The organism is Bacillus sp. AFS041924 (genome assembly GCF_002577195.1).
In the GTDB taxonomy this organism is placed as follows: Bacteria; Bacillota; Bacilli; order Bacillales; family Bacillaceae_G; genus Gottfriedia.
This window is the reverse complement of the sequence record NZ_NULG01000007.1, coordinates 41974-65873: the sequence shown is the minus strand read 5'-3', so window position 1 is coordinate 65873 and position 23900 is coordinate 41974. Positions and strand designations below refer to the sequence as shown.

Sequence of the window (23900 nt, the reverse complement as noted above, 5' to 3'; positions counted from 1 at the left end):
GATGAAGAAATTATTTATTTTAATCATATCAATATTTCAATTATTGTTATTAACAGGATGCTGGGGCGCTCGAACATTAATCGATCAAACATTAGTTACAGGTATAGGTATTGATTTTAAAGATAATCACTATATTGTCACAGTACAAGCACTTAACTTTTCTAATGTTGCAAAGCAAGAAGGTGGGGCACCTCAAGTCCCAACTTCTCCATTAATAGGTCAAGCGACCGGAAAAACGATTCAGTCAGCTGTTAATAATATAGAAGAACGCTCACCAATTCCGTTATACTATGGCCATGTTAGTAGTGTTATATTAAGTAAATCAATCATTGAAAGTAAAATGAAAGAAATTAGTTCATTTATTAGTGGACGTCCTTTATTACGATATACACTATGGATATATGGTACGGAAATGGATATAAAAGAAATTTTTAAGAGTCAAAGTTTTTTTAATTTACCATTTTTGTATACTGTTGTAAATGATCCCGCTGAAAAAAGTAGAGGCAGTTTAATCTTACTTAGTTTGAAGTTTCATCAATTTATTTCAAGATATACTCAACCGGTTGGAACAGTTTTAATCCCATCATTAGATATAGATGATAAGAGGTTTATGGAAGAAAAAGAGGACAAAGTGGCTTATATAAATGGTGCTTATGCGATTACTCAAAAAAAATTTAATGGCAAAGTGTCAATAAAGGATGTAAATTCACTTAATTTTATGAAGCAAGAAAACTACAATATGTCACTTATACTTGAAAAAGACAAAATTAACTTAGTGATAAGAAATTCAAAGGGGTCAGTAAAAGTTATTAGGGGTGGGAAAAAGCCGAAATATATCCTTAAAATAAAAACAGATGTATCAGTTACGCAAAACGAGAATCATTTAAATAACAAAGAAATCAAGTCTAAAGCAAGTAAAAAAATAAAAAATGAAATTTTAAAAACGATTAAAAAAGGTGAAGAACTCCATGCAGATCTGCTTAATATTTCAGAGAAACCTTATCGATTTAATCGAAAAGATTGGAATATAAAAGAATTGAACGAGGTAGGCGTGGACTCTATAAAAGAAATTAAAGTGAATGTGAATGTATTAGGGAGTAAAGCGTATAAAAGATAAAAAGAGCATAAAAAGAGGAGCAATTTTTTGAAATCATCCTTCTTTTTATGCTCATTTTTATCGAAAATGAATTATGATAGAAATGAACTGACTAAAAGGAGAAATCCTATGAATGAAAGAGTAAGAGATAATTGGTTTCCAGGTCGTTGGTTAGGTGGGATTTCACTAATAGTAGGGCCAATTTTTATGCTTATAGGTGTTATTTTAAGAAGTAAGTTTCATTTCTTTTTCCCAGATCAGCTAGAAGCATATAAAGCTCATTCAACCTTACTATTTATATCTTATAGTTTTTTTATTGCTGGGAATGTTTTATTGTGGCCAGCAGTTATCTCACTTTGTCAATTTATCAGTATGAAGAAGCCAAATTGGGCATTGTGGGGAGGAAGTTTTGCGATATTTGGACTTTTTGCCCGTACTTTTCATGCAGGAGTTGATCATCTAGCTTTTCAAATGGTACGAATTATAGGTGTAGAAGCCACAACAAAAGTAATGGCGCAAACTTATGGAGCGTTTCATATATTCCATAGTCTATCCCCTCTAATCATGTTTGGCTGGATTATTTTAGCTATTGGGTCATATTGCGCTAAAGTATTGGGGCTAATTCGTTCCATAATGTTAGGACTAATGAGTTCCTTACCACTAGGCGTATTAAAAGGTACAACTCCATTTTCTATTGTAGCTACATTGGCACTGTGCATTGCACTTGTACCACTGGGGATAAGAGTTTTAAAAGATGGTGTAAGACCCAGTTTGAAGAGAATAATTAGTTCAGTGATAGTAATCATCGTATTATTAGTCGGTTTATTTGTAATCGGAGAGCTAGGATAATTAGAACCAGATCAATCCTTAAGCTTAATTATTTTATACATGGTGGTGAAGATGTGATTCTTGTAATAGGTGGAGCTCGGAGTGGAAAGAGTTCCTATGCAGAAAGACGAATAAAAGAAATGCAAACAGACGAAAATGATGTCGTTTATATTGCCACAGCAATCCCTTTTGATGGAGATATGAATGAAAGAATTAAAAGACATCAAGACGATCGTCCGAACAATTGGCATACTATTGAGCGCTATAAACAGTTCAATCAGCTAAAAACGAATGAAGAATTTCTACAATCGAAGTATGTATTAGTAGATTGTATGACAGTTATGATAACAAATTTAATGTTTGATCATTATACTGATGTTGATTTTGAAAAGATTAATAATAAGCAAATAAATAAGCTAGAACTAGGTATAGAAGTTGTAGTGAACGAGTTGATCGACTTGTGTGATCAGCATAGTAAAACACTAATAATTGTCACGAATGAAGTAGGGTATGGTTTAGTTCCTTCTTATCGTTTAGGAAGGATTTTTAGAGATATTGCTGGGCGGATGAATCAAAAAATAGCATCAAAGGCACAAGAGGTTATACTTGTCACAGCTGGTATACCTTTAAGAATTAAGTAGGGGTAACGACATGAATCGATTTAAAATGATCCTCAGTTTCTTTTCAAGCGTTCCAGTGAAAAACTATGAGTTTATCGAAGCTGAACTAGGAAAGGGAATTAGATTAGTTCCTTTAGTAGGCGTCCTATTTGGTATTTTACTCGTTAGTTTGAATAGTGGTATTTCGTTAATTTTGGACAATGAAGCAAGTGCATTTCTTATACTAATATTTTATTTATTCTTAACAGGTGGATTACATTTTGATGGGGTAGCTGACACGTCAGATGGAATATTTAGTTATCGATCAAAAGAAAGAATACTAGAAATTATGAAAGATAGTCACATTGGTGCTTTTGGAGTCATTTCGTTAATTGTATTATTTTTAGGTGATTGGTTATTTTTATCAAAGAGCACAACATTTGTCATATTTTTATTTCCGATTATTGGGAGATGTATCGCGCTATTCACTTGTAGAATAAGTACATATGCTAGAAATGAAGGATTTGGAAGTCAATTTATAATTGAAGCAAAAAAGTCGAGTTCATTAGTTGTTTTAATTGGCTATATACTACTTATTTGTTTAAGTAGTATCCTGATCAATGAATTAGGAATTATTTTCGCAATCTGTATTACGTTTGTTTTTATCGTATTTGTAACGAAGAGAATAAGTCGAAAAATAGGTGGAATTACAGGGGATGTAATTGGATTTACAATTGAAATCTCCCAATTATGCTTTTTAATTTTTGCTGTTATTGGTGAGCGATTAGTATGAGAATATTTTTAATTAGGCATACAGAGAGCATTGGAAATAAACAAAAGGTTTACGCAGGGATGACTGATTTTGATTTAACAGAAAGAGGCTTAAGTCAAATAGGTGATGTGATTACTCAGTTAACAAAAATGATAGATCCTACTTCACGTTATACTTTGTATTCTAGCCCACTTCGTAGATGCACAATATTAAGCGATGCGATTGGAGAATTAATACGAGAAACATCAATAGTTGAGCCTCGATTAAAGGAGACTAATTTTGGGGTATTTGAAGGGAAATCATATACTGATCTTTTAAACGAAGTACCTGAAATTGTTGAAAAGTGGAATCAAGATTTGATTCATTTTCAAATTCCGAATGGGGAAAGCTTAGCGCAGTGCGCAAAACGCGTAGATACATTTTGTCGTGATATTAGATTGAAAAACGAAGATTTAATAGTAGTATCGCATGGAGGAATTATGAAGCTATTACTCTTAAATTTACTTAAGTTAGATTTAAGTCATTTTTGGAAAGTTTACACGAGTAATGGATGTATTATTGAAATTGAATATAATGATGGTTTTGGATTTTTGAAACATATTATTCAACTAAATTAAGAGGATGGAGAAACTTGAACACAAAAAAAATTGTTTTAATTTCATTATTTATCGCATTAAGTGCAGTATTATCTAATATTAAAATTTTCTATTCCATTGCATTTGATTCAATGCCAGCATTTCTTGCTGCTATGATGATTTCACCGATCGCAGGCGGTGTTGTAGGTGCACTCGGCCACCTTCTTACAGCATTAACTTCCGGTTTTCCGTTTACCGTTCCAGTGCATCTATTTATTGCAATCCAAATGCTTGTGATTGTTTGGATTTATGGCGTATTATGTAAAAAATTGAATCAATACATAGCGATGTTAGTCGCAATTATTTTAAATGGTCCTGTTGCAACATTACTAAGTGGTCTATTAATTACTTTTTTAAATCACTCATTTTCAGTAAAGACTGTTAGTAGTTTCTTTATGTTAATGGTTATACCATTAACTTTAGCTTCAGCGGTAAATATAGTTTTAGCATTTATACTCCAAAAGGTGATGAAACGTGCAAATATCAAAATATAGGGATTTAACATTATTGCAAATAGATCGGAATCGCTATTTTACGATTGCTTGCGATAGCTGCGGCGGGATCGGGATGAGTGAACTTGATTACATAAAAGTAGATGAAGAGATTGTAGGATATTTAACTGCGAAATTATGTTTAGTCGAAACATTGGCATTTCGCTCTAAACCTACTGTTTTAATTAATACATTATGTGTGGAAATGAACGGTAGGGGAAAGCGAATCATAAACGGAATTGAAAAAGCGATCAAAGAATATAACGAAGCAAATTTTTATGAAGATAACCTGGAAATCAATATTACTGGAAGTACAGAAGAAAATATACCAACAAAACAAACAGGTTTAGGAATCACCTTAATGGGAGAAATATTTAATCCATTTAATAAAAGAGAAGTTAATTCTGGTGATGCTGTGATCTTAATCGGGTATCCAAAAGTAGGACATGAAGTATTAGAAGATTTAAATGAAAATAAAAACGAAATCATCAATTTTAATTCTTTAAAATATTTAACTAATAATAAAGCTGTTTCTGATTTACTACCAATTGGTTCAAAGGGCGTTTTGCATGAATTGAATCAATTGATGGAAACAAATAATATAAATATGAATCTTTTTATTCAATCTAATATCGAATTACAGAAATCGGCAGGCCCAGCGACATGTGCTTTAGCCATTATTAAAAAGGATACGATTGAAGGATTAAAAAGAAACATCTCACAGCCAATCACTTTACTAGGTGAGATTGTTTAATAGATCGAAATAAACATATTGGAGAACTAAAATGGCTGATGCGTTAAAAAATGTATATAACCATGATTTAATTTTAAAAATCGCTAATGAGATCAATGATGTTTTTCCAGAGTTTAATCGTAAATCTTTTATAAATGAAGTCTTTGATGAGAACTGGGAAGAGAAAACATTAAAGGAAAGAATGAGACATATTACGTTTTGTTTGGGAGAGGCACTACCGAATGAATATGAAGTATCGATAAAGATTTTAAGTAGTATATTAGATAAATTCCCAAAAGGCCAATTAAGTAGTATCATTTTTCCAGATTTTGTAGAAGTTTATGGATTAGAAAATTGGGAAACTTCTATGCAAGCATTAGAATTATTTACACAACACTCAACTTCGGAATTTGCGGTTAGACCATTTATTGTACAAGATCAAACACGTATGATGACGCAAATGATAGAGTGGTCTACTAATCCAAACGAACATGTAAGAAGGCTTGCAAGTGAAGGCTGCCGTCCAAAATTACCATGGGGGATGGTTTTAAAAAGCTTAAAAATAGACCCATCACCAATTCTTCCTATACTAGAAAACTTAAAGGAAGATGAGTCATTATATGTACGCAAAAGTGTAGCTAATAATTTAAATGATATTTCAAAAGATCACCCGAGTTTAGTACTACAGATTGCGAAAGAATGGTACGGAAAAAATCCACATACAAATTGGATTATTAAGCACGCCTGTCGAACGCTACTAAAAAAGGGGAATATAGAAGCATTTACAATTTTTGGATTTCAAACGACAAATGAAATCAACGTTGAAAGTTTTCAATTACAATCAAACAACATAAGAATAGGTGAGAACCTAAACTTTTCATTTAAGATTCATAGTAACGAATTAACCCCTACAAAAATAAGAACTGAATTCGCAATTGATTACGTAAAAGCAAAAGGACACCGTACTAAAAAAATTTTCAAAATATCTGAAAATACAATAGAAAAAGGCAAAACATTATCATATAACAAATCGCATTCGTTCAAAAACCTTACAACAAGAAAACATTATCCAGGCCAACATACGATTAGCTTGCTGATCAATGGCGTGGAATGTGGAAGTTGTAACTTTATGGTAGAGTAATTTATATAATTTCAAGAAAAGCACAAAAAACCCGCTAGAAATGAAGAAATTTCTTGCGGGTTTTCACTATTTTTTTGAGCAAGTCTTTATACCCCTATCTCTTATGCATCATCACATCTTCAGTTAATGGGGTAAAGCCAAGTTTTTCTTGTAATACGCCTTTAGGTATTTGGGATTTAGAGATTGTTACAGCCACAACTTTTCGATTGATGTTCTCATTATGGATGATCGACATAATATCGTAAAAATGCGGAATAGCTGCTTCTGTATAGGCAACAGCCAATATTTCTGAATATCTCGTATCAGGTCGAATTGTCATACCAAAATAGGCAAAGATTTGATTTTCAAGCTTGCATTCAACAGCATAATCAAATTCAATCGAGCTATAATATTCATTCATCATAGCAACTTGTTCGTTAGTAAGAATTTGTTGCTTCATTTTTAGCTCTTTCCAAACATTAAATTGAAATTGATCTCTTATTTCATAAGAAAAACCAGGAATATTTTGGATGGCTTTTATAAGAAGTGGATAATGAGCTCCAACTATTTGAGAGCGACTAGTAATGTTGAATCCTTTTGACAAGAAATAGTCGATTTGTTTCGACCACTGACCCCTAAATCGCTGTGCAAATAATTTACCACCATATTCCTCACTGATCGCAAATTGATATACTCTTTCAAATAATTCATCACGTACTTTATCTTCATATTCTGGTAATACCCAAGGATAACCTAACGAAACAAAATCTCCTTTACCAGAGAAACTAATATAACCTACAAGCTGATCTCCATCAAAAGCAAAGCATCTAGATTTAGCATCAAATTCGGGCTGGTTTTCAAATAACTTCGGAGATAAAGTTGGTTTCCACGCATAAGGCAAAGTCTGTGTCATCTGATTCCAAAAATCATACTGTAAATCAAGATCTGAAGGGCTCTCATAAAATCGATAATCTATAGTCATATCAATATCCTTTCCTAAACCATTCTATTTTTATAGTATCAAAATTGTAGTGGATTTGAATCATTAAGATTAGCTAATTTTCACAATAACTTTTAATAACACCTAAAAATAAATATCACATTAAATAAAGTATGATTTTAAAGTCGTTCTGTTGCCTATCAAAAAGTATTGAATGGAATGAAGAACAGTGTTTTTTAGCGTTTTGAAATCATAATGGATAATAATGAAAAGTACGAACAGTTTGTGAACTTGGCATAAAAAACTGTGAAAGTAGCTTAATTATTAATGAAAGGGGCATAAATAACGGCGATAGTGGACTTAATTATCATTGAAAGTGGCTTATATATCATTGAAAGTGGCTTATATATCATTGGAAGATGCTTAAATATCGTCAAAAGTGGCTCTTTTTTTGTTGCCAAAATTTGAATGTTAATTAATACATATTTATAGTGCTTAGGGTAACGATATGGAAATGACCTAAAATAGGAGGCGGGATATGAGGGCAGTTACTTATCAAGGGCATTTTTTGAAACCATAAATAAAGGAGCTCAATGATTGAACTCCTTTACTACTCTAGAGCGATATTTTATTTTGTTTATAATCTAATTGATTAGAGTGTGACATTCTATAGGCCATTATTCCGAATAAAACGCCAGCTAATCCTCGGAAAATCGTTGAAATAATCATCGCAATATTCATACTAAACGATTCAAGTAAAAAAACACCTACCTGAGGAGCGACAAAAGCAACGATTGAAAGTAAAAAATTATAGTTAGCTATATATGAAGTGCGATGTTCTTCTTCAGTTGATTCTAATAAGCTATTAAATAATATTAAAACAGTACCGGATACGAAAAATCCTGAGAAAAAGTTTACGAAAAATAAGTAGACATAATTCGTTGATAAAATATTTAAAATAGGTGCAGAAGCCATACCGATCGAAATCCAAATTAATAATTGAGTATTACTATATCGATTGGCCATTTTTGCCCACCAACGAAAGCTGGCGATTTGTGAAAGCTGGTTGCTTACAGTAAATAAACTAATCCAAAAAGCAGTGGCATGAGCAAATCTTATTTGATAAATCGAAAATAAAGACCATGCCATTTGCCATGCAAAGTTAAAAAATAGTGCACAAACTAAGAAAGAGATATATGGTTTATACTGAAATAAATGTTTTGAAAAAGGAGAATAATGATTAGAAATCTCAATTTGTTGCTTCTCTTCTTTATGCTTTAAAATATAATAAAACTCGATCATTCCAAAAATAAATGCAAATAAAAAAAGTAATTGATATGGAAGAGAACTTTTGGGATTAATTGATTTCATACATAAACCTGCTACAAGCGTTACGATCATTCCTATAAAGGTTAGTATTCTATTTCGGTTGCCAAAAAACGTGTTACGACGGTCTGCTGGAATTAAGTCACCAATAAATGCTTGCCAGCCTAAATTTAAAAAAGTACCTGGAAAATTCATTAATGCAATTAAAATAACGAAAAACCAGGCGATATGCTCTGATTTAATAAATGGAAGGAAAACCATTATTAATAGAAAGAAACGGGTAAAGAAAATAGAATAAGCTGTGAATTTTCTTTTTTCCTCTAATTTATTAACCATAAACGCAGCTGGTAGCATTGCAGCCATTCCGACAATTGAAGGTAAGGAAGAAATTAAACCTACTTGATAATTAGTAGCACCTAAAATTGCAATAGCAAACAAAATAAAGTAATTATTTGATAAACTGATCGCGATTGTAGATGCGGCACCATTTTTAATACTCTGGGATTCATTGTATAGTACGACTTGTTTACTGTAAATCAACTGACTTTCCTTCTTCCTTTGTATTAATTTCCTAATTACAAACAAAATTCCAAATAGAATATTTGATTTTAAATCTTTAAATAATTCATTAGAACAATAGCATATTTATTCATTAAATACTATGTTTTAGAACCAAGTTTTAATGTAAAATAATGGCTAAATATTGAACAGAAATTTCCAAAAATTAGCTATTAATTTCAGGGGTAAAAAATTGCATTTTAGAATAGATTTTAATAAAATAGAATAATCTGTCTGATGTAATAAGAAACATATTTTAAACATATTAAATATTGGAAAGAACATTTTTTAATAGTTAAGCCATACTAATATTAGAATTGACGTAAAAATAATTTATTATTTCATCGTCAATTTTTTATTGCACTTTAAGAAAGCATAAGTTGGCAGCGATGATGAGTACTCGACGTAGTAGCCAATTCTAGGAATAAAGTATAAGTGCAACTACGTCTCGGACTTCGGTTAATAGGCTAGCCAATCGACAAGTTTTTTTATTTACATAAGAACAATATACGGCAAGGAGAAGAGACATATGTTTTCACCAGTTTACAAAGTAAATGATGATGGAGAAATTTACTTAAGTACAAAAGGTTTTTCAGTAACTTACGACCAATTTAAAGAGGATGAACAAGGTAACGCATATGTAATCGTAAAAAGCGATGAAGAACCTCTAATTAGAGTGAAGCTACTTCTACATAATATTGGTAATGCGAAAACACCAGAATTAGAAGTAAAAAACAAATCTGGATTAGGTCAGGTGGAAATAAGATTACTTCGAGTAAAAATTAAAAAATTTAAAAATGGATGGGGAGCAAAAATTGCTTTATCGAATGGAGAAGTGACGATCAAAGGCGATATACCTAAACACGTTAAGATACAAGTAGTTCGAAAGATTAAGTTATCGTAATTTTATAAAGCACTTATTATTTATTATAAGTTTTTCTATTTATTATTTGGACTTTATTTCATATTTTTAGGGTGCCTAGTTAGTCTAGGCATCCTTTTTTATATAGGTATGTGGCTTTAAGCACATTCTAAATTCCTATTAGCCGTTTATTTTAAGAAAAAATTAAGGATTCTATTACATAATTCAATTATTAATGAAAAGGAGTGGAATTATGGAAAATTTAGAATCGAATTTAGTAGATCAAGATCAAAAATTGAATTTGAAAAAACATTCAAATACTGGAGCATTTTCACCAAAAGTCATTTCAATTTTATTAATCGCGAACTTGGTAATTGGTGTTTTTACTTTAATAGGTGTAGGCTATTTAAGTTACAAAAATAATGGTCGTACTGAAATAATGAATGGTTTCCGAAATGGTGGAGGTTTCCCACAAGATGGTGGCGGAGGCTATTTCAATCAACAACCACCTTCATCAGGGAGCAGTAATTAAGAAGAGACACAAAAAAGGGCCAGAAATTTTTGTATTAATGGAAAAACTTTTTCATGGTAAGGATCAAACTATTACAATTCTAAATCGGAACAGTCGTAATTAGCTCATTTGGTGGTATGATATGTGTAGGATTAGGTGTAAGCGTGTTTTGAAACTGTATTCTATTTTACATTTTCTCTATTAATCAGAGTCATTATCGGGGTACTCCCCCTTCAAATATAAGACCGATTCAAGCATTTACGATTTGTTTATTGATAAGGAGCGTTGCTATAAAAGGGCTGCTTCTTTTTTAGTCTAATGGAGGTTTTAGTAGTGAAAATTTTAGTTGTGGAAGATCATATTGAAGTTTTAAATTCAATCGTTGAATTATTATCAAATGATTTTACAGTAGATAAAGCGTTAGAGGGGGAAGAAGGCTTTTACTTAGCATTGCAAAATATATATGATGTAATTGTATTAGATGTCATGCTTCCCGAGAAAAATGGTTTTGAAATCGTAAAAGACCTAAGAAAAAAAGGTGTGCATACGCCAGTACTTTTTCTAACTGCAAAGGATTCATTAGAGGATCGTGTAGAAGGATTAAACCTAGGTGCTGACGATTATTTAGTTAAACCATTTCAAGGGCCAGAGTTACTAGCAAGAATTTATGCTTTACTTAGAAGAAGTGGTAAATTAACCATTGATAGTACCTTGAAGTATCAAGGAATTATTTTAAAAGGAAAAGAATATCCGGTTGAAATTAATCATGAAACGATTCATTTAACAATTAAACAATATGAGTTGCTAGAATATTTCATTCAAAACCAAGGCAAAATTTTAATGAAAGAACAAATTTTTGATAGAGTTTGGGGATTCGATTCCGATACGACCGTTGCAATTGTTGAAGTGTACGTTCACCAACTTCGAAAAAAGCTAGAACCATTTAATTATGGTAGTCTTATAAAAACTGTCAGAGGAATTGGATATATTATGAAAGATGACTAGGTGAAAAGATGTTTAAGAAAACAAAAATTCGATTAACAATTATAAACTCAGTAGTATTTATCCTGCTAATTGGCATCCTTTCTATTATCATATATTCGTATACAAATACTCGTTTATATAAAGAGGTTGATCAGTCACTTTTATGGAATATTAATCGAATTCAAAACGGTGATAATCCGAATCGTATACAAAATTCCAATCGAGATCCTCGTATTTTAATGGTCATGTGGGATGAAAATAAAAAAATCATTAATCCTATGCCTGGTATTAATGCAATCATTTTACAAGATGAACTAAAATATCCTAAAAAGATAAATGAATTATATAATGATAAAATCGGTGAATTAAATTATCGTACGATATCAATTCAAGGTGAAACAGACCGAGGGGAAATTACACTGCAAATATTACGAAATATTGATTCAGAAAAAGATTTAGTCGATACATTATTAATTATATTAATTATTGGTTGGGTCTTGGGTAGTGCATTATCAATTATTGCAGGTTACATGTTAGCTGGACGTGCACTTGTACCAATTAAAAATGCATGGCATAAGCAACAGGAATTTGTATCTGACGCTTCCCATGAAATAAGAACACCTTTAACTGTTATTCAATCGCGTTTAGAATTATTGCTCAGAGAGCCTGGTGCAACGATTGAGGAAAAGGCACAAGACTTTTCAATTATGCTAAAAGAAAATAGGCGTCTTTCCAAACTAGTTGCAAGCTTATTAACGTTAGCAAGGTCAGACTCAGGACAAATACAATTAAATAAAAAAATATTCTCTTTAAATGAATTGTTAGAAGAAGTCATTTCACATTTCACTGAAATCATTTCATTTCAAAAAAAAGAAATATTATTGTCCATTAAAGATACGTATTTTTATCTCGGCGATCAAGAAAGAATTCACCAGTTGCTAGTCATTTTAATCGATAATGCAATGAAATTTACAAATGAAAATGACACGATTCAAATTAACTGTGAGCAAGTGAAAAATAATTTTCTAATAAAAGTTATAGATAGTGGAGTCGGAATAAAAGAAGAAAATCTTTCACGTATATTTGATCGTTTCTTCCAGGAGGACGTATCACGTACATCCAAAAATGGAATTGGACTAGGGTTATCAATTGCAAAATGGATTGTTGAAGAACATGGAGGGAAAATAAAAGTCAAAAGTAAAAAAGGAGAAGGCACAAGCTTCGAAATTACTTTGCCAATTCAATCTTCTTCAAAAAATAGCTAAATTGGATTTAGCCTAGTAATTTCCGACATTATTTCCTAAGAAATAACGCAAAACTACAATATATATTAAACAAAGTTCACTGAATTTACAGATGGGTACAATCAGATTAGAAAATCTACTATAAATTCGAATATAGGAACCTGTCTTAAAACTTGAAATATGAAGTGCTTTTGGTAAGAAAGGAATCATTGGTTATTGAATAGAATAGTATTTAAGTGATTATGTGTATTTGGATCAATGTTTTAAGCAGGAAATGACAAACGAATTAAGTAATGAGTTATATTTTTGCTAGAAAAAAGCAGTTAATGAGGCATTAGCTTTTAAATAAATTATTTTGTAACATTAGGACCCATCTACATACATTTGTAATCGTAGCGGTCCTTTTTTATTTTGGTAATTTTTCAATATATGAAGTCTTTTAAACAACTAGAAAATTTGTTGAAGTGAGGTATCACAATGGAGGAACAATTTTCGTGTTTAAATAGAAGAATGATAAAGAAAAGATTAGCAGAAAAAGAGTTTGATGTACTAGTAATTGGTGGAGGAATAACAGGTTGTGGTATTGCGTTAGATGCTGTAACAAGGGGGATGAGTACGGCTCTTGTTGAAATGCAGGATTTTGCAGCAGGTACATCTAGTCGTTCTACTAAGCTAGTTCATGGTGGTTTACGATATTTAAAACAGTACGAATTTAAAATGGTAGCAGAAGTTGGGAAAGAACGTGGAATTGTTTATGAAAATGGTCCACATGTAACTACACCTGAATGGATGCTGCTTCCTATTTATAAAGGTGGAACTTTTGGTAAATTTACGACCTCTATAGGCCTTAGATTATATGATTACTTAGCAGGTGTGAAAAAGGATGAACGAAGGAAGATTTTAAATCGAAAAGAGACGATCAAAAAGGAACCTTTAGTTAAACGAGAGGGACTTATAGGTGGGGGCTATTATGTTGAATATCGAACAGATGATGCCCGGCTTACAATTGAAGTGATAAAAAAAGCAGTTGAATATGGAGCTTTGGCAATCAATTATGTTAAAATGACGGATTTTATATATGAAAATAATAAAATGGTAGGTGCTAAAGTAATCGATTTAATCACGAGAGTACCTTTTACAATTCGCGCAAAGAAGATTATTAATGCGACGGGACCATGGGTTGATCAGTTAAGGGGAATGGAACGTTTAGAAAGTGATGAAAATCTTAGACTAACAAAAGGTGTTCATTTAGTTATTGATCATAAGAAGTTTCCTTTAAATCAGTCTGTTTATTTTGATACGATAGACGGTCGAATGGTATTTGCAATTCCAAGAGATGGAAAGACTTATGTAGGTACAACTGATACATTTTTTGATAGAGATACTGCTAATCCAAATGTGAGTAATGAAGATAGGCAGTATATATTAAATTGCATTAAGTATATGTTTCCGACTATAAACCTAGAAGATATCGATATTGAATCGAGCTGGGCTGGTGTCCGTCCTTTAATTTTTGAAAAAGGCAAAGATCCCTCAGAAATATCAAGGAAGGATGAGATTTGGGAATCATCATCTGGTTTAATTTCAATAGCAGGCGGAAAACTAACTGGATATCGTAAAATGGCGGAGACAATTGTAGACCTTCTTTCAAAGAATAGTGATAATAGATTGAAAGAATGTCAGACTAAAAATTTACCAATTTCAGGTGGAGATGTCGGTGGATCGAAAGGATTTCATTATTTTAAAAAGAGATTTTCATCTGTTGGAGTCGCAATTGGATTAAGCGAATCGGAGTATAAAAGATTAAGTAAAATATATGGATCTAATATTGAGCATCTAATGAATATTTCGTTTAGTGATTTCAGAAATTATACTAAACTACCTCTATCATTATTTTTACAGCTAGAATACAGTATTCAAAATGAAATGACTGTAAAACCAGTAGATTTTTTTATTAGAAGGACCGGCTTTTTATATTTTCAAATCGATTTAGTTAAAAAGTATAAAGATGAAGTTATTCGATATATGGCAAATCGATTAAGTTGGAACAAGTATCAAATTGAAGAATATCGATTAGAATTAGAAGAGAAAATAAAAGATGCAGTTACTGCTTATAATGAATGATGTTAAAAGCGATTAATAATTACGAGTGTTGACTAAACAGCATAAATAAGAAAACCCAGACTGATTAAGAGCGAATGGTAATCAACAGTCTGGGTTTTCTTATTTTCTAGATATGAATTTATTATTCGTAATCCAAAATCTCCATGGATAGTCCCTTGCCTCACCTGTGTTTTCAATTCCAATTCTAGGACCACTGCTAATATGCTCTGGTTTAATTCCTTCTGTAATGTATACAGGTGGCATCCAAATAGGTTTACCATATGACTTCATCGTAATATTTAATGCTTTTGTAAGCTTACCAGGCCCATTCGTTAAATTAGAAATCGGCTGATTTTTTCGATTTTCGATCATTTTTTCAATACCGTCCAAAGGTTCTAGTGCTCTAATTAATACTGCATTAGGTATACCAACTTCCCCGCAAACAACATTTATTAAAGTATGCGTATGCATTTGATAAGTATAGATCAATCCCGGCTCATGGAACATAATTTCAGTCCGTTTCGTACGTCGATTTTGAAAACTGTGTGCAGCTCGATCACCTGGCCCCATATATGCTTCAGTTTCTACGATTATCCCAGAAATTTCCTTTTTGTCAGTACTATGAACTAAAATGCAGCCTAAAAGATCTTTTGCTAATTGTAAAGTTGGTTTATAAAAGAAATCTTTTTTAAATGTCGAATTCATAAGAAACTCCTCGAAAATTGTTGAATAAAAAGAGAAAATGTTATTTTTTGTCGCATCAATAAGGTTATTTACCTATTTATTTATTACAGAATTGTTAAAAATGGATTAAATAGATTAAATGGAACATTAGAAATTATTCATAATTACTCATTGTACTACACTCCTTAAGCTTGTACTATTTATTTGTTATTAGAATATTCAAAAAGGGGTGTAGAATTATGGCAAAACCATCATATTGGAAAGTTTTATCAAGTGTTTCACTTGTTACAGCTTTAAGTATGTCCATTCTTACAGCTGGAGTTACTACAAAAGCAGCAATTCCAACTGAAAGTGAGAGCAAGCAGTTAGTAGAAAGTCCTTATTTAGATTTAAACATGGTTGACGATGAGAGATTAGAACAAGCATTAACAAAGAGAGGCGTAATCAAATCAACTGATAGTGCTAAAGTTGCTAAAGCAAAGGTACAAGCTTACATAGAGAAAAAGCAAGGAAAGAAAGTAAAAGTAAGCGATTCAGTTAGAAATTCATTAATTGCTGAAAAACAAAGAGATACATTTGAAAAACGTAAAATGCAGTTAATGAAACAATTAAATAAAGGTAATGGAAGCATTACTAAAGATAAGGCTGAAGGATTTGTAAGTGTTAATCCAGCTAAACAAGCAAAATATAACGGTTCGCAACGTGAAGATAATGTATTAGTTATCTTAGCTGAATTTGCTGACTTTAAACATAATAATGTTGATAAAGTAGATGGATATATGTATACATCAGACTTCAATCAAAAACATTATCAAGATATGCTATTCGGGGATAAAGATTTTAAATTACAAGATGGATCTAAAATCAAGACATTTAAACAATATTTTGAAGAACAATCAGGCGGAAGCTATACTGTAAAAGGTACAGTTACAAACTGGTTAACAGTTCCTGGAACAGCAGCAGATTATGGTGATGATAATCCTGAAGGTGGTCATGATAACCTTGCTCCAACTGGACCACGTGATTTTATTAAAGATGCTGTTAAAGCTGCAGTCAAATCAGGTGTTAATTTAGCTGATTTTGATAAGTTAGATATTTATGATCTTGATGGTGATGGAAATACGAATGAGCCAGACGGTTTAGTCGATCACTTAATGGTAATCCATGCAGGAACTGGGCAAGAAGCAGGTGGCGGTAAATTAGGTGATAAAGCAATTTGGTCACATCGTTGGACATTAGATGGGGTAACTTCATTTGATGATACTACTGCATCTGTTCCTTACTGGAAAGGTAAAATGGCAGTATACGACTACACTGTTGAACCAGAAGATGGTGCTACTGGTGTATTTGCTCATGAATATGGTCATGATTTAGGTTTACCTGATGAATACGATACACAATATTCAGGTAGTGGTGAACCAATTGCTTCTTGGTCAATTATGAGTGGTGGCAGTTGGAATGGTAAAGTTGCAGGTACAACACCATCAAGTTTCTCTCCACAAAATAAAGAGTTCTTTCAAAAAACGATGGGTGGAAACTGGGCTAATATTACGGAAGTAGATTATAAAGATATTGATCGTTTAGGAATGCAAGCTGTAATCGATCAAAGTGTTACAAAATCAAAAAATCCTGGTGTTGTAAAAGTTAATTTACCGAAAAAAGAAGTAAAAAGTAAAATTCAGCCTCAATTTGGTGCAAATTATTACTATAGTACAAAAGGTGATGGTATCCACACTTTCATGACTTCACCTGAATTTGATTTAACTGGAGCTACAAATGCAAGTTTCACTGTAAAAACTAATTATGAAGTTGAAGCTGGATATGATTACTTATACGTAAATTTATTAGATGAATCTGGCAAGAAAATTAAAACTCTTGAAACTATTGGTGATGAAAATATTGATAAAACAGGTTACGAAACATCAAAAGGTCTTTGGGTAGACAAGTCATATGATTTATCTGAGTACAGTGGTCAAAAAGTAAAAGTTCAATTTGAATATGTTACTGATGGTGGACTAGCTCCAGATGGATTTGCGTTTGACGAAGCAAAATTAACTGTTGATGGTGCAGTAAAAATCACTGATGGTGCCGAATCAACTCCTTTATTTACATTAGACAAAGCAGTTGTATCAAATGGTACTGACTTTAAAAACCACTACTACTATTTAGAGTGGAGAAACTATGCTGGTGCTGATAAATCATTAGAATTTGCTCGTGGAGTTAAATATAATACTGGTTTAGTAGTTTGGTATGGTGATGATAGCTATACAGATAACTGGACAGGAGTTCATCCTGGTGAAGGTTTCTTAGGAGTAGTTGATGCACATCCAACTGCAATCGTAGGAACTCTAAATGGTCAACCAACTGTAAATCAAAGTACACGTTACCAAGTTGCAGATGCTGCTTTCAGTTATGATAAGTCACCTGCATTCTACATCAATTCACCATCTCGCGGAATCTTTGATTACAAAGGTTTAGCTGGTGTAACTACATTTGATGATTCTAAAAAGTATGCAGATCCAGAAGGACTAATTCCAGACGCTAGTAGAAAAGTTCCTAACTACGGATTAAAATTCCAAGTAGTTGGTGAAGCAAAAGACAATTCAGCTGGTGCAGTTTGGATTCGTTCTAGTAAATAAGATTTGATAGATTACGAGTTTGATATCTTCAAACTCGTATTCTTTTTTTTGTTTTTGTATCAAGAAATAGTACTGGAAAAAACTCGTCAATCGGCGAGTTTTTTTTTCGTGGTTTTTATGAACAAAATGATTTTAATGGACTTTACGTCTTTAACGTTCATAAAAACTTTTTTCAGAATTATTAAATTATAATACTTGTATCAGAAAGCGTTTACAAAGAAGGGGAGGAAATAGAAATGAAATTTAAAAAAACTAGTTTGTTGGTCATGACGTCCTTGATTACGGTAAGTCTTGCAGCTTGTAAAGGGAGTAATGTAACGACAGGAAGTAATAGTTCTTCCTATCCTGATAAAGCAATTTCAGTGGTGGCACCATCTGGAGCAGGAGGCGGTTGGGATTTAACAGCTAGATCCTTCACTAAAGTATTAAGTGAAACAAAGCTCGTTAAAGAGCCAATGACTGTTGAAAATAAACCAGGCGGTGGCGGAACAGTATTCATGGCTGAGTATGCTACACAAGATAAAGCAAATAATGAAAAATTATTTGTAAACTCACCACCAATTATTATTAATAATTTGAAAAAGGAAGGAAATAGCCCTTATGGCTATAAAAATAGTACACCTTTAGCAGAGCTAACAAAGGATTATGGTGCAATCGTTGTAAAGGCTGACTCAAAGTATAAAGACTTAAAGTCACTTTTAGATGACATAAAAAAGAATCCTAAAAGTATTACGCTAGCTGGGGGATCTGCACCAGGTTCAATGGATCATTTAATCGGAATTTTACCGGCGTATAAATACGGTATTGACCCTACAAAAATTAAATACGTTTCTTATGATGGTGGATCAGAAGCAATAACAGCATTATTAGGCAATAATGCAGATGTTATTTCAACAGATATTTCTAGCACGCTTGAATTTGTTAAATCAGGTAAGGTTAAAGTTTTGGCGGTGACATCACCTGAACGTTTACAAGGAGATGTATTATCGGAGTTCCCAACAGCTAAAGAGCAAGGTATTGATGCGGAGTTTATCATTTGGCGTGGAGTTTTTGGACCTGAAAAAATGTCTAAAGATGCATACGCGTACTGGGAAAAAACAATTTCAAAATTAGTAGAAACAGATGAATGGAAAGAAGAAGTAGAAAAGCAAGGCTGGCAGCCGGAATATAAAAATGGTGAAGAATTTAAATCGTTCTTAGCTGAACAAGAAACACAAGTTCAAGATTTATTAAAAGCTTTAGGAATGAGTAAGTAATGATTCAACCAAAAAAGGGGGATTACACTCCCTTTTTTCACTACTAAACATAAAGAGGTGAGATACATGAATAAAAAATTTGATCGTTTAGCAGCTATCATTTTTCTTATTACAGGTATTACTTTTATTATAGAAAGCCGCAATATTGCTACAACTACTTATGGAAGTGTAGTAGGACCGAATGTTTTTCCATTTATTCTTGGTTGTGCGCTTTCCCTTTTAAGCTGTCGGTTATTTTACGAAACATTTTCTTATAAAGAAAAAGAAAAGGAAGCGGTTCAATATAATTATAAACAGTTTTTTATTATCCTAGCTTCAGCTATCCTTTATGCACTTTTACTTGAGAAAATTGGTTTTATGATCAGTTCGTTTTTATTTCTTATTGTATCAATTCAAACTATGGAACGTGGAAATTGGATCAAATCAATTTCGATCTCATTAGGTTACTCAGTCATCATTTACGTTATTTTTGTTGATGTTTTAAAAGGTACTTTACCTGGCTGGTCAATTTGGTTTTAGGAGAAAAGAAGGGAGAGTTATCAATTGAGTACTTTTCAATATTTGATGCAGGGATTTGAAACTGCATTTACATGGTATAACTTATTGTTCGCTTTTGCTGGAGTATTAATTGGTACGGCAGTAGGGGTGTTACCTGGTATTGGCCCAATGAGTGGGGTTGCACTATTAATTCCCGTTACGGCTTCTGTAACTGGGTTTTTAGGACCTGAGCAAGCAGCGGGAAGTGCCATTATTTTATTAGCTGGTGTATATTATGGAGCTATGTATGGTGGATCGACTACATCAATTTTATTAAATACACCAGGTGAATCATCTTCTGTTGTGACGACGTTAGATGGTTATCAAATGGCTAAAAAAGGTAGAGCGGGGAGTGCTTTATCGATTGCTGCAATTGGTTCATTTGTAGCCGGGATTTTTACTCTTATTGCACTTATTGTATTGGCAAAACCATTATCTGCATTAGCAATTAAGTTCGGTCCGGCGGAATACTTTTCTTTAATGCTTCTTGGACTATGTGCAGTTAGTGGGCTAGCTGGGAAATCGGTAACAAAAGCATTAATTATGACGATCTTTGGATTATTAATTGCTACGATCGGAATTGATTCTGTGTCAGGTGTCTCTCGATTTACATATGACATTCCTTGGCTATATCAAGGATTAGAATTTTTAACAATAGCGGTAGGGCTATTTGCTTTAGGTGAAGTATTTAAAACGATTATTGAAAATGAAATAGAAGACGGTGAGATGGCAAGTATTAATAATTTATTACCATCTAAAGCGGAACTAAAGGAAAGTGCAGCACCAATCGCTAGGGGCTCAGTATTAGGGTTTTTTGTTGGTTTATTACCTGGAGCAGGTGCAATTTTAGCCTCATTCTTTGCTTATATTTTAGAAAAGAAAATTAGTAAAACCCCTGAAAAGTTTGGGACAGGTACAATTGCTGGGGTTGCATCTCCTGAATCTGCAAATAATGCAGCATCTGGAGGAGCGATGATTCCTTTATTAACGTTAGGTATTCCAAGTTCAGGAACGACTGCAATCTTAATGGGTGCTTTAATGATGTATAACATACAACCGGGACCACTATTATTCGATGAACATCCTGATGTAGCATGGGGATTAATTGCGAGTATGTTTATCGGAAACGTAATGCTTATAATTTTAAACATGCCTTTAGTAAAAATATTTGCAAAGATTATTCAAACCCCAAAGAAGTATTTATTGCCATTAATTGTTGCCATTTCAATATTTGGTGTTTATGCGGTACAAGTATCCATAAATGATTTACTTCTATTAATTGCATGTGGAATTTTTGGATACTTCCTTGCAAAAAATGACTATCCAATAGCTCCACTAGTATTAGGAATCGTTTTAGGTCCAATGATTGAAAATAATTTAAGAAGAGCGTTAACAGTATCAAATGGTGATTATAGTATTTTCTTTACACATCCTATTTCATTAGTATTTTTAATAATTGGAGCACTTTGGATCATAGTTCCAATTTTGATGAAATTGAAAGGGAAAGAAGTCGTTATAAATGTAGAGGCTTAAAAATTCTAACAAAACTCCTTTAATAAAAGGAGTTTTTTGATTATTATAAAAATATAAGGGGAAATTTTATGCGTTTACATTATAAGTTAATCATCTTTATATCAGTTCTCATTTTAATAATAAGTAGTGTTTTTGAAATAGTATCTCAGGAAATGTTTCTAAGGAATCTTAAACATGAAAAAGGATTAAAGGCTCTAGCTATTTCTCAAACAGTGGCAAATATGCCTGAAATTCGTGAAGCATTTTCAAACGAAAAGCCTTCTGACATTATTCAGCCAATCGTTGAAAAAATCCGAAAAAGAGTTGGAGCAGAATTTATCGTCGTTGGGAATAAAAATGAAGTACGTTATTCACATCCGAATCCAGGGTTACTTGGTAAGAAAATGGTCGGAGGAGATAATGATAAGGTATTTAGTGGCAAGGAAATCGTATCAGAATCTACTGGTACACTCGGTCCTTCTTTAAGAGGGAAAACTCCTATTTTTGATGATAACGGCAAAGTAATTGGAGTTGTTTCTGTAGGCTATTTATTAAAGGATATTGATCATGAGGCAAAAGCCTTTAGTAAAAAACTATTAAAAAATAGCATTGTCATATTAATACTTGGAATCGGAGCAGCTTTTTTTATTTCGTTTAATATTAAAAAATCCATCTTTGGATTGGAACCGAAAGAAATCGGAAGGATGTACAAAGAAAAACACGCCATTTTAGAATCAATTCATGAAGGGATTATCGCTATTGACGAATATGGAGAGATTACAGTAGTAAATGAAAATGCTCATAAAGTACTTTCTATTCCAAATAATATTAAACTTAGAGGATTAAAAATAGAAGATGTATTACATAATTCTCATTTAAAGAAAGTAGTTGAAACTGGCGAGCCAATTTATGATTTAGAATTTTTAATTAATGAAAAAGTAGTCATTATTAATTGCATACCGATCGTTGGAGTCGATTCTAAAATTGTTGGAGCGGTAACGACCTTTAGGGAAAAATCGGAATTGAATAAATTACTAAATGAATTATCACAAATAAAAGCATATTCAGAAGGCCTTAGAGCACAGGCACATGAATATTCGAATAAATTACATACAATTTTAGGGTTAATTCAACTAGAATCCTACCAAGAAGCGATTGAATTAATTTCAAAGGAATCCAATATAACGCAAAATATTATCCATTTTATTATGGAAGAAATTTCGGATCCAGTCGTTGCAGGACTTCTACTAGGGAAAATAAGTTTAGCTAATGAGTTAAAAGTAGATTTTATCATTGACTATAATAGTAGTTTTGCTAATGTACCGAAGGAAGTAAATCGGGAAGACTTAATCACAATTATCGGAAATCTATTAAATAATGCATTTGATGCAGTATTAGAAACGAATAAGCCTGAGAAGTTTGTTTCACTTTTTCTTACTGATTTAGGTGAAGATTTAGTGATTGAAATTGAAGATAATGCAAATGGAATCCCTGAAGAATTAATTGATGAGATTTTTGAATATGGTGTTACGTCTAAGGAGCAATCTCATAATTCAGGGATTGGACTTCACCTTGTTCAAAGGCTACTTAATAAATTAAACGGACAAATTACTTTTCATTCAAACGAACATGGGGGAACTACATTTATTGTTGCAATTCCGAAACGCCAAAAGGAGAGTAACAGATATGATGAAAAAGAATTTAATAGAAGTGTTAATTGTTGAAGACGATAGTAGAATTGCAGAGATTCATCAACGATTTATTGATCGAATTGAAGGCTTTAAAGTAATTGGAATTGCTACAAATTATCAAGAAGCAGTTGATTTAATTGAAATTTTAAATCCTCAGTTAGTATTGCTAGATGTATATTTTCCAGATATGAATGGTTTAGATTTTTTACAATGGATGAAGAAACATTCAATTATGGCAGATGTCATCATGATTACTGCATCGAAAGAAATCGATTCAGTTAATAAAGCTTTGCATTATGGCGTATTTGATTTTATTATAAAGCCAGTCATTTTTGATCGTTTTAAAAAGTCACTAATTCGTTATATAAATTATTCAAATAAAGTAAAAAGCTTACAATCAAAAAGTGCATATATTACACAGGATGAAATCGATGGATTAATAGGAAAGAATAATACAATAATTGAAGAGCAAAGTCTATATCCTAAAGGTATAGATAAACTTACTTTAGATAAAGTGTTACTCGCAATCAAAGAAGTACGTAACGGGATGACTGCTGAGAATATAGGTCTAGAAATCGGCGTTAGTCGCACAACTGCCCGCAGATATTTAGAATATTTAGTTTCGGAAGGAAAAGTTTCAGCAGATTTAGCGTATGGAACGATTGGAAGGCCAGAAAGAGTTTATTTGGTCAAAAACTAAGTCATTTAGTAAGTTTACTTAATGACTATGACAAACCTAACAATTCTGTAACAGGATTTATAAAAAATGATGATCAGAG

22 protein-coding genes are annotated in these 23900 nt (G+C 32.3%); 19 read left to right on the top strand and 3 right to left on the bottom strand.

Features of this window, described 5'->3' with window-relative positions; all coding sequences use genetic code 11:
* Position 1: 1 nt before the first annotated feature.
* The 8 genes from COC46_RS02390 to COC46_RS02355 all read left to right on the top strand — a co-directional run bounded on the left by COC46_RS02390 (position 2) and on the right by COC46_RS02355 (position 6295).
* Positions 2-1117 (top strand): Ger(x)C family spore germination protein, encoded by a 1116-nt coding sequence (locus COC46_RS02390; RefSeq protein ID WP_098808178.1) that lies wholly within the window; start codon positions 2-4, stop codon positions 1115-1117.
* 108 nt (positions 1118-1225) lie between these two features.
* A complete protein-coding gene (locus COC46_RS02385) occupies positions 1226-1945 on the top strand; it encodes a hypothetical protein (RefSeq protein ID WP_255294790.1) in 720 nt (239 codons plus the stop codon).
* Between the two features lie 53 nt (positions 1946-1998).
* Positions 1999-2565: a bifunctional adenosylcobinamide kinase/adenosylcobinamide-phosphate guanylyltransferase gene (cobU, locus tag COC46_RS02380; RefSeq protein ID WP_218012440.1), complete on the top strand. Its 567-nt coding sequence runs from the start codon at positions 1999-2001 to the stop codon at positions 2563-2565.
* 10 nt (positions 2566-2575) lie between these two features.
* Positions 2576-3316, top strand: a complete 741-nt coding sequence (gene cobS, locus COC46_RS02375) for an adenosylcobinamide-GDP ribazoletransferase (protein ID WP_098808176.1) — start codon at positions 2576-2578, stop codon at positions 3314-3316.
* Positions 3313-3912, top strand: coding sequence for a histidine phosphatase family protein (locus COC46_RS02370; RefSeq protein ID WP_098808175.1), 600 nt, complete (start codon positions 3313-3315; stop codon positions 3910-3912). The genes cobS and COC46_RS02370 overlap by 4 nt, the downstream gene beginning before the upstream one ends.
* Before the next feature lie 14 nt (positions 3913-3926).
* Positions 3927-4424, top strand: a complete 498-nt coding sequence (locus COC46_RS02365; protein ID WP_176545032.1) for an ECF transporter S component — start codon at positions 3927-3929, stop codon at positions 4422-4424.
* Entirely contained in the window at positions 4405-5175 is a 771-nt protein-coding gene (locus tag COC46_RS02360; protein WP_098808173.1) for a hypothetical protein, read from the top strand. The genes COC46_RS02365 and COC46_RS02360 overlap by 20 nt, the downstream gene beginning before the upstream one ends.
* 31 nt (positions 5176-5206) lie before the next feature.
* On the top strand, positions 5207-6295 hold the full coding sequence (locus tag COC46_RS02355; protein ID WP_098808172.1) for a DNA alkylation repair protein: 1089 nt from the start codon (positions 5207-5209) through the stop codon (positions 6293-6295).
* Between the two features lie 94 nt (positions 6296-6389).
* On the opposite strand, the gene COC46_RS02350 is transcribed toward COC46_RS02355, so the two are convergent.
* A complete protein-coding gene (locus COC46_RS02350; protein ID WP_098808171.1) occupies positions 6390-7256 on the bottom strand; it encodes a hypothetical protein in 867 nt (288 codons plus the stop codon).
* Positions 7257-7829: 573 nt separating this feature from the next.
* Positions 7830-9080: an MFS transporter gene (locus COC46_RS02345; protein ID WP_255294789.1), complete on the bottom strand. Its 1251-nt coding sequence runs from the start codon at positions 9078-9080 to the stop codon at positions 7830-7832.
* 547 nt (positions 9081-9627) lie between these two features.
* Here COC46_RS02345 and COC46_RS02340 point away from each other — a divergent pair.
* The 5 genes from COC46_RS02340 to COC46_RS02320 all read left to right on the top strand — a co-directional run bounded on the left by COC46_RS02340 (position 9628) and on the right by COC46_RS02320 (position 14823).
* A complete protein-coding gene (locus tag COC46_RS02340) occupies positions 9628-10002 on the top strand; it encodes a hypothetical protein (RefSeq protein WP_098808170.1) in 375 nt (124 codons plus the stop codon).
* Between the two features lie 211 nt (positions 10003-10213).
* The gene (locus COC46_RS02335) at positions 10214-10492 is read left to right on the top strand and encodes a hypothetical protein (protein WP_098808169.1); all 279 of its coding nucleotides are present in this window, start codon (positions 10214-10216) and stop codon (positions 10490-10492) included.
* A 312-nt stretch (positions 10493-10804) separates the two neighbouring features.
* Positions 10805-11476, top strand: a complete 672-nt coding sequence (locus tag COC46_RS02330; protein ID WP_098808168.1) for a response regulator transcription factor — start codon at positions 10805-10807, stop codon at positions 11474-11476.
* A gap of 8 nt (positions 11477-11484) precedes the next feature.
* The gene (locus COC46_RS02325; protein WP_098808167.1) at positions 11485-12720 is read left to right on the top strand and encodes a sensor histidine kinase; all 1236 of its coding nucleotides are present in this window, start codon (positions 11485-11487) and stop codon (positions 12718-12720) included.
* A 456-nt stretch (positions 12721-13176) separates the two neighbouring features.
* A complete protein-coding gene (locus COC46_RS02320) occupies positions 13177-14823 on the top strand; it encodes a glycerol-3-phosphate dehydrogenase/oxidase (protein WP_098808166.1) in 1647 nt (548 codons plus the stop codon).
* A 99-nt stretch (positions 14824-14922) separates the two neighbouring features.
* Here COC46_RS02320 and COC46_RS02315 read toward each other — a convergent pair whose 3' ends face one another.
* Positions 14923-15507 carry a DNA-3-methyladenine glycosylase gene (locus COC46_RS02315; RefSeq protein WP_098808165.1) on the bottom strand — a complete coding sequence of 195 codons (585 nt, stop codon included), beginning with the start codon at positions 15505-15507 and terminating at the stop codon, positions 14923-14925.
* A 218-nt stretch (positions 15508-15725) separates the two neighbouring features.
* On the opposite strand from COC46_RS02315, the gene COC46_RS02310 reads away from it, so the two are divergent.
* From COC46_RS02310 to COC46_RS02285, 6 genes are all read left to right on the top strand, one after another.
* Positions 15726-18125 (top strand): immune inhibitor A domain-containing protein, encoded by a 2400-nt coding sequence (locus COC46_RS02310; protein ID WP_098808164.1) that lies wholly within the window; start codon positions 15726-15728, stop codon positions 18123-18125.
* A 236-nt stretch (positions 18126-18361) separates the two neighbouring features.
* Positions 18362-19381 (top strand): Bug family tripartite tricarboxylate transporter substrate binding protein, encoded by a 1020-nt coding sequence (locus COC46_RS02305; RefSeq protein WP_098808163.1) that lies wholly within the window; start codon positions 18362-18364, stop codon positions 19379-19381.
* A gap of 66 nt (positions 19382-19447) precedes the next feature.
* Entirely contained in the window at positions 19448-19900 is a 453-nt protein-coding gene (locus tag COC46_RS02300) for a tripartite tricarboxylate transporter TctB family protein (RefSeq protein ID WP_098808162.1), read from the top strand.
* 24 nt (positions 19901-19924) lie between these two features.
* Complete coding sequence (locus tag COC46_RS02295; RefSeq protein ID WP_098808161.1) at positions 19925-21451, top strand: tripartite tricarboxylate transporter permease; 1527 nt, start codon at positions 19925-19927, stop codon at positions 21449-21451.
* Between the two features lie 68 nt (positions 21452-21519).
* On the top strand, positions 21520-23154 hold the full coding sequence (locus tag COC46_RS02290; RefSeq protein ID WP_098808160.1) for an ATP-binding protein: 1635 nt from the start codon (positions 21520-21522) through the stop codon (positions 23152-23154).
* Positions 23120-23821, top strand: a complete 702-nt coding sequence (locus COC46_RS02285) for a response regulator (protein WP_098808309.1) — start codon at positions 23120-23122, stop codon at positions 23819-23821. Before COC46_RS02290 ends, COC46_RS02285 begins: the two co-directional genes overlap by 35 nt.
* Positions 23822-23900: the final 79 nt, after the last annotated feature.

Coding starts and splice junctions, on each gene's coding strand:
- COC46_RS02390 (WP_098808178.1), top strand. CDS start 2: ATGAAGAAATTATTTATTTTAATCATATCAATATTTCAATTATTGTTA.
- COC46_RS02385 (WP_255294790.1), top strand. CDS start 1,226: ATGAATGAAAGAGTAAGAGATAATTGGTTTCCAGGTCGTTGGTTAGGT.
- cobS (WP_098808176.1), top strand. CDS start 2,576: ATGAATCGATTTAAAATGATCCTCAGTTTCTTTTCAAGCGTTCCAGTG.
- COC46_RS02370 (WP_098808175.1), top strand. CDS start 3,313: ATGAGAATATTTTTAATTAGGCATACAGAGAGCATTGGAAATAAACAA.
- COC46_RS02355 (WP_098808172.1), top strand. CDS start 5,207: ATGGCTGATGCGTTAAAAAATGTATATAACCATGATTTAATTTTAAAA.
- COC46_RS02350 (WP_098808171.1), bottom strand. CDS start 7,256: ATGACTATAGATTATCGATTTTATGAGAGCCCTTCAGATCTTGATTTA.
- COC46_RS02340 (WP_098808170.1), top strand. CDS start 9,628: ATGTTTTCACCAGTTTACAAAGTAAATGATGATGGAGAAATTTACTTA.
- COC46_RS02335 (WP_098808169.1), top strand. CDS start 10,214: ATGGAAAATTTAGAATCGAATTTAGTAGATCAAGATCAAAAATTGAAT.
- COC46_RS02325 (WP_098808167.1), top strand. CDS start 11,485: ATGTTTAAGAAAACAAAAATTCGATTAACAATTATAAACTCAGTAGTA.
- COC46_RS02320 (WP_098808166.1), top strand. CDS start 13,177: ATGGAGGAACAATTTTCGTGTTTAAATAGAAGAATGATAAAGAAAAGA.
- COC46_RS02315 (WP_098808165.1), bottom strand. CDS start 15,507: ATGAATTCGACATTTAAAAAAGATTTCTTTTATAAACCAACTTTACAA.
- COC46_RS02310 (WP_098808164.1), top strand. CDS start 15,726: ATGGCAAAACCATCATATTGGAAAGTTTTATCAAGTGTTTCACTTGTT.
- COC46_RS02305 (WP_098808163.1), top strand. CDS start 18,362: ATGAAATTTAAAAAAACTAGTTTGTTGGTCATGACGTCCTTGATTACG.
- COC46_RS02300 (WP_098808162.1), top strand. CDS start 19,448: ATGAATAAAAAATTTGATCGTTTAGCAGCTATCATTTTTCTTATTACA.
- COC46_RS02290 (WP_098808160.1), top strand. CDS start 21,520: ATGCGTTTACATTATAAGTTAATCATCTTTATATCAGTTCTCATTTTA.
- COC46_RS02285 (WP_098808309.1), top strand. CDS start 23,120: ATGAAAAAGAATTTAATAGAAGTGTTAATTGTTGAAGACGATAGTAGA.